Annotated in this window: 6 protein-coding genes; all 6 read left to right on the forward strand. The window is 29.5% G+C overall.

The features are described from left to right. Nucleotides 1-85 precede the first annotated feature (85 nt). Nucleotides 86-751: a cobalt-factor II C(20)-methyltransferase gene (locus tag L3B98_RS24710; protein WP_015393698.1), complete on the forward strand. Its 666-nt coding sequence runs from the start codon at nucleotides 86-88 to the stop codon at nucleotides 749-751. Nucleotides 752-876: 125 nt separating this feature from the next. Continuing rightward, a complete protein-coding gene (gene cobM, locus L3B98_RS24715) occupies nucleotides 877-1,641 on the forward strand; it encodes a precorrin-4 C(11)-methyltransferase (RefSeq protein WP_238918616.1) in 765 nt (254 codons plus the stop codon). Nucleotides 1,642-1,680: 39 nt separating this feature from the next. Continuing rightward, nucleotides 1,681-2,739 carry a cobalt-precorrin 5A hydrolase gene (gene cbiG / locus L3B98_RS24720; RefSeq protein ID WP_238918617.1) on the forward strand — a complete coding sequence of 353 codons (1,059 nt, stop codon included), beginning with the start codon at nucleotides 1,681-1,683 and terminating at the stop codon, nucleotides 2,737-2,739. A 107-nt stretch (nucleotides 2,740-2,846) separates the two neighbouring features. Next, nucleotides 2,847-3,479, forward strand: a complete 633-nt coding sequence (locus L3B98_RS24725) for a hypothetical protein (protein WP_238918618.1) — start codon at nucleotides 2,847-2,849, stop codon at nucleotides 3,477-3,479. 613 nt (nucleotides 3,480-4,092) lie between these two features. Further along, nucleotides 4,093-5,166, forward strand: coding sequence for a ribosome small subunit-dependent GTPase A (gene rsgA, locus L3B98_RS24730; protein ID WP_238918619.1), 1,074 nt, complete (start codon nucleotides 4,093-4,095; stop codon nucleotides 5,164-5,166). Between the two features lies 1 nt (nucleotide 5,167). Continuing rightward, nucleotides 5,168-6,049: a GNAT family N-acetyltransferase gene (locus tag L3B98_RS24735; protein ID WP_238918620.1), complete on the forward strand. Its 882-nt coding sequence runs from the start codon at nucleotides 5,168-5,170 to the stop codon at nucleotides 6,047-6,049. Nucleotides 6,050-6,295: the final 246 nt, after the last annotated feature.

A 6,295-nucleotide genomic window follows, 5' to 3' on the forward strand; every position in this document is an offset into this window, starting at 1 on the left:
AAATTGATCAGTGAGTATTAAATATTGATAATTGCAATAAATATATAAATAAATTAGTTACTTAAGAAGAAAGGAAATTTAGAAAATGGCAACATTATATGGAATAGGAGTGGGACCTGGCGATTCAGAACTATTAACAATGAAAGCTGTTAAAACAATAGAAAAGTGTCAGGTTATTGTTGCGCCATCTGCAACAGAAAATGGAGAAAGTATTGCTCTTGAAACAGCAAAAGAATATATAAAGCCAGGTACAGAAGTCGTAATTAAACATTTCCCAATGGGAAAAAAAGATAGAGTTATAAAAGCATTACAGGCTTATGAATTTATAGAAGCTAGACTTAGAGAAGGTAAGGATGTTGCATTTTTGACTATTGGGGATCCTTATGTGTATAGTACATATAGTCACATGCTTAAGCACGTTAGAGATTGTGGCTTTAAAGTTCAAACAATTCCAGGAATAACTTCTTTTTGTGCAGCTGCAAGCTTAGTTAATGAAACATTAGTTGTTGGAAATGAAAGATTAGTAATAATGCCAGCAGCAAATGTTAAAGAAATTACAGATGAAAAATTTGTAGTTGTAATGAAAGTATACAAGCATGAGGAAGAAGTACTAGATGTTTTAGAAGAAAAAGGTTTTGAATATATTTATGCAAGTAGAGTTGGAAGAGAAGGAGAAACAGTCTTAACCAACAGAGAAGAAATACTAAAATTAAGAGATTACATGTCCTTAATTATAGCAAATAGAAAGTAAAATAATTATGGGTTTACAATTAAAGGGAAATAACTCTGGTTTACAATCAGAAAAATATAATAAAAAATATATAAGTTCTAATACTGTAAATTGTAAACTGTAAACTGAAAAAAGAGGTGTTAATAATGATATATTTTATAGGAGCAGGTCCTGGAGCTGTTGATTTAATAACAGTTAGAGGCCGTGATTTACTTGAAAGAGCAGATGTTGTAGTATATGCTGGTTCTTTAGTTTCTAAAGAACATTTAGAATATTGCAGACCAGATGCCCAAATTTATAATTCTGCTAATATGACTTTAGAAGATGTAATGGAAATTATGACAATGGAAGAGCAGATGGGAAAACTAGTTGTAAGATTGCATACAGGAGATCCATCTATTTATGGAGCAATAAGAGAGCAAATGGTGGAATTAGATAGAGTTAGTATTCCTTATGAAGTCGTACCAGGAGTTAGTTCTTTTACTGGGGCAGCAGCAGCAATAAATAGAGAATTTACCTTGCCAGGAGTATCACAAACTGTTATTTTGACAAGAATTGAAGGTAGGACTCCAGTTCCAACAAATGAAGATCTTGAGGTACTAGCATCTATAGGAGCATCAATGGCTATATTTTTATCAATTTCTATGATTGACAAAGTAGTCGATAAATTAAGAAAAGGATATAAGAAGAATGTTCCAGTGGCTGTAGTTGAAAGAGCAACTTGGCCTGATGAAAGGATAATCCTTGGTCATTTAGATGATATTGCAGATAAAGTTAAGGAAAATAATATTACTAAATGTGCTCAAATTCTAGTTGGAGACTTTATAGATAGTGATTTCGAAAAGAGCTTGTTATATGATAAGAGTTTTTCACATATGTTTAGAGAAGCTGAAGCTTCAACTAACGAATAACATTAAACTTCAAATTGGTAATGCTGGAGATAGAACATAATGAATAATGAAGATATGCAAAATTGTGAAGAAAAGAAAGACAATATAATTTTGGAAGAATCAATAAGTATAATATGTCCATCGCCTAAAGGGAAAGAAATTGCTATAAAATTGCAGAAAGCTTTGAATGCTCAGCTTTATATTAAAGAAAATGAAGAATTTAAATTACACGAGATTACTAAGCAGGTTATGAAAGAATCAAAAGCAATTATATTTATTTCTTCAACAGGAATCGCAGTTCGAGCAATAGCTCCTTTTCTTGAAGGTAAAGATAAAGATCCGGGAGTTGTTGTTGTTGATTTAGCTTGTAAATATGCAATCAATATTTTGAGTGGACATATCGGTGGTGGAAACAAACTTACATGTAATGTTTCAAAGATATTAAATATTATGCCTATTATTACTACAGCTAGTGATAATTTGGGGATAATTGCCCCAGACCTTTTAGCACAGCAAAATAATTTAGTGATTGAAGACTTAAAAAAGGCAAAGCATATAGCAGCAGTATTGGTCAATAATGAAATTATTGGAATAAAGGATGATTATGATATGCTTGAAATTAGCAAAGGTTATGAGAAGATAAAAGAATTAACTGAAAACTGTATTTGGATAACTCATAATTTAAAGGATCATACTCTGCAGGAAAACGACAATAATGCAATAGATTATTCTAAAGTTTTGCGCCTTATTAAGAAAGATATAGTTTTGGGGATAGGATGTAGAAGGGGTACATCCTATGAAAAATTAAAAGAGTTTGTAGAAAATTATTTAGTAAAATACAATTTTGATATTAAAGCAGTAGCAACCATAGTTTCAGTTGATGTAAAAGCTAACGAAGAAGGAATAATTAAATTGGCTAAAAACCTTAATTGCCCCTTTAAAACCTTTAGTAAAGAAGCAATTAGAACAGTTCAAGATAAATATGAAAAAAGTGAATTTGTTTTAAAAACTCTTGGAATAACTGGTGTTTGTGAACCATGTGTTGATTTGGCAGGTGGGAAGGTAGTTGTTAGTAAATTAAAACATGAAGGAATGACTTTGGCTATTGGGCTGCTATAAGCCTTATATTGTACTAGTAGTATGAAGATGTGGTATAATATTACCGTATATAGTATTTTTTAGAGTATTACATTGGGAATCAAAGTAAAATGATAGGGGGAGAAATTATGACCATTTTAGACATGCTGAATAAAGTGAATACAGGAAATAATTCAATGGAAAAAGCATTAGAGATTATTAAGGATAATTTTACTAACTTGGTAAATGACAATTATGAATTAGTCATTAGGGAGAATGGAGAATTAAATGTCAAAATTCCAAGCTTAGAGAAGAGAAATGAATATGTATATAAAGATCTCGCAGAATATAAATATCCATTGATAATGTGCATGAGAGTGCAAGAGTTAAAGAATCCAGAGGCATATAATTATATTTTGACAAAGTTTATGGAATTATATAAGGATAAATTAGATTTGTTCTTTAAAGATGTAAATACAATCTATAAACTTAAGGATAACATAGTAAAAACAAAAAATAATACAGACTACATAACATATTCTTCTATGACAATGGGGGTTGTTGGAGCAATATCTTTATGTATATTTAACTTTAATGATATAACAAGACAGATATTTATATTAAGTATTATAGTATTTTTTATTTTGTCAATGGTGCTACAAACAACGAAGGAGAATAGGGTTAAAAAAGTAATAGATGCATATTTAAGTTTGATTAAAACTGACTGGTATCATGAAGAACTTTTAAAAGAAGCTGCTTTTCTTGCAAACTTCATAGGATAAGATGATTCAAGTTAAATGATGAATTATGGAATTTAAAAAAATGAGAATTTGATTGAAGAGTCGAATTCTCATTTTTATCTTTATTTCTAGAGGGGCAATTGACAAATATTTCATTGTATGATATTGTTTAATTTATAAAGGATTTATTGAAAAATAAATCTTATGAAAGGAGAAATGGTAATATGACAAAGAGTGTAAAGGTGATTACTGTTTAAAACTTAATATGGGCGAAAGTGCATTTTGAAAGGTAACATACCTTTTATTTGTGTTAGATTTTCGCAGTTTAAGATAACCTTTCATAAATATACTTACTATTAAGGACGAATAGTGTAACAGGGTTGCCTGTTCTTTTATTATTCCCGCAGATAGAAGCCAGTTTTGAGGTTTGTGTCTGCGGGATTTTTATGCCCATTTTTAAGAATTAGTCATAAAAAAATTATTAAGTGTGTATTTTATGTATTGCTTTCTAAGACTAAAAAAACAGTAATCAAAAAAGGAGAGATGTATAATGAAAAATTTAAAAGTAAGATTTATTAAAAAATTAATAAAGGCATGTTTCAAAGAATAATAAGAAGATTATTTAATGTCATATGCCTAGTTATGGAGGAATATGATGAACAACAATGTAATAAGAAAATATGGATATGATGATTATTATGAAGGAAAAATTAGTGAATTAAATTTATCCTTAGATGAATTAATTCCTGCAAGGGTTATTGAGGTTCAAAAAGAACAATATAAATTAATAACAGAATATGGTGAAAGCTCTGGAAAATTGAAAGGGTCATTATTTTATAATGATAAAATATTAAATGTTTATCCGACTGTTGGCGATTTTGTTTTGGCTAAGCATAATCCTATTGGAGATGATATTATTTATCATGTGCTTGATAGAAAAAGTAAATTTTCTCGACTGGATTCTTTTAATAAAGTTGAACAAATTGTAGCTGCTAATTTCGATTATGTATTTATAATGGTTTCACTTAATAATGATTTTAATGTAAAAAGAACTGAAAGATATTTAACTGCAGCATGGCAAAGTGGGGCAATGCCAGTAATAATACTTACTAAACGTGATTTGTGCAGTGATTATAGTTCCTATGTTGAAAAGCTTGAAAAAGTTGCTCCATTTGTTCCAGTTATTGCAGTAAGTTCAGTTACTGGGGAAGGTATAGATGAATTGTGGAATTATGTTAAGCCTTATAAAACCGCTGTATTTTTGGGTTCTTCTGGAATTGGTAAATCTTCATTAGTTAATGCGCTTTCAGGGGAAGAGATAATGAAAGTTAATGGAATACGAGAAGATGATAGTAAAGGACGTCATACAACTACCCATAGGCAATTAATAAGGCTAAAAAATGATGCTATTGTTATTGATACACCTGGTATGCGTGAACTTGAAATGTGGGATGTATCTGAGGGGTTAGATATAGCTTTTGAAGATATAGAGAATTTAGCTAAAGAGTGTAAATTTGCAGATTGTAATCATGGCAAAGAACCAGGCTGTGCTGTAAAAGCAGCTCTAGAAAATGGAGAGCTATCGGGAGATAGGTGGAATAGTTATTTAAAGCTAAAAAAGGAAACAGCATTTGCAGAGAGAAAAGAAAATATAAATCTCAAATTGAAAGAAAAAGCTAAATTTAAAAGTTTATCCAAATTTCAAAAAGAGGTAAAGAGGAGAGGTTAAAATGCAGGAAATAAATCAAAAAATAATTACAAAACAATATTTAATGGAAAAAGAATATAAAGAATTAAAAGAACTTGAAGAAATTATTAAGTTAGTGGATAAAGTTAATTTAAAGTTAGAGTTGGATTATAAATTAGAACTAAATAATGTTTCAGTATGTGGAACAGAAAGAATAAATGAATTTTTATATTATGAGGATGGTGTTTTAGTTTCCTACCTTGGTATCTCATGTTTTGGAGGAAATCTAGCTGAACTTAATGGTATGACTCATCCAAAATGGAGAAGAAAAGGGAAATTCAAAAAGCTTTTTGAACTTGCAAAGAATGAATGCATTAACAGAAATTTTAAGAAGATATTGCTTTTAACAGATGGCATTTCTGATTCTGGGAAGGAATTTATAAAAGCTGTAGGTGGACAATACGATTTCACTGAATATGGGATGGAGTTATTAAAGCAGACCTCTTTAAAAAATGAAATTACTATTAATTTAAGGAAAGCTGAAGAGTCAGACAACCTAGAAATAGCGAGGCAGGATTTAATATACTTTTCTGATAAGGAAGATGTTGAAAATGTTGAAGAAATAGAAGAAGACAAAATAAGAATAGAAACTGCTAATATTATTGAACTAAATAATATTACAATTGGTAAAATCCATATAAAATATGAGGATAATTCAGCTTTCATATTCGGTTTTGGTATATTACCAGAATTTAGAGGGAAAGGTTTTGGGAAAGCAGCACTTAAAGAAGCTTTGAAAATAATTAAAGAAAGAAATATTAGGAATGTAGGATTAGATGTAGCTGCTAAAAACAAAAGGGCACTTAATTTATATAAATCATGTGGCTTTGAAGAAAAATCGATTATGGATTATTATAAGATCTAATATATAATCTAAAGTAAAGTTTTGAGAATATACATTTTATTATATATATCCAAATTAGTAATTCAACTTATAAATGTAATATATATGTATTATTGAGAAATTGTAATCGTAACGCTATACTAGGAATCATATACATTTTTCTGGAAGCAGGCATGTGAAATTGAGCTGATGAAGGTTGTTAAGCAGATAAGTGAAAGTCCAAATCTATGATTTGGTTTCTTGAACTTAGTTAACTCATTCATGAGT

The organism is Clostridium sp. YIM B02555 (assembly GCF_022320955.1).
Classification (GTDB): Bacteria; Bacillota; Clostridia; order Clostridiales; family Clostridiaceae; genus Clostridium; species Clostridium saccharoperbutylacetonicum.

What these genes read in the sequence shown, in the direction of transcription:
- L3B98_RS24710 (WP_015393698.1), top strand. Translation starts at nt 86, where the DNA reads ATGGCAACATTATATGGAATAGGAGTGGGACCTGGCGATTCAGAACTA.
- cobM (WP_238918616.1), top strand. Translation starts at nt 877, where the DNA reads ATGATATATTTTATAGGAGCAGGTCCTGGAGCTGTTGATTTAATAACA.
- cbiG (WP_238918617.1), top strand. Translation starts at nt 1,681, where the DNA reads ATGAATAATGAAGATATGCAAAATTGTGAAGAAAAGAAAGACAATATA.
- L3B98_RS24725 (WP_238918618.1), top strand. Translation starts at nt 2,847, where the DNA reads ATGACCATTTTAGACATGCTGAATAAAGTGAATACAGGAAATAATTCA.
- rsgA (WP_238918619.1), top strand. Translation starts at nt 4,093, where the DNA reads ATGAACAACAATGTAATAAGAAAATATGGATATGATGATTATTATGAA.
- L3B98_RS24735 (WP_238918620.1), top strand. Translation starts at nt 5,168, where the DNA reads ATGCAGGAAATAAATCAAAAAATAATTACAAAACAATATTTAATGGAA.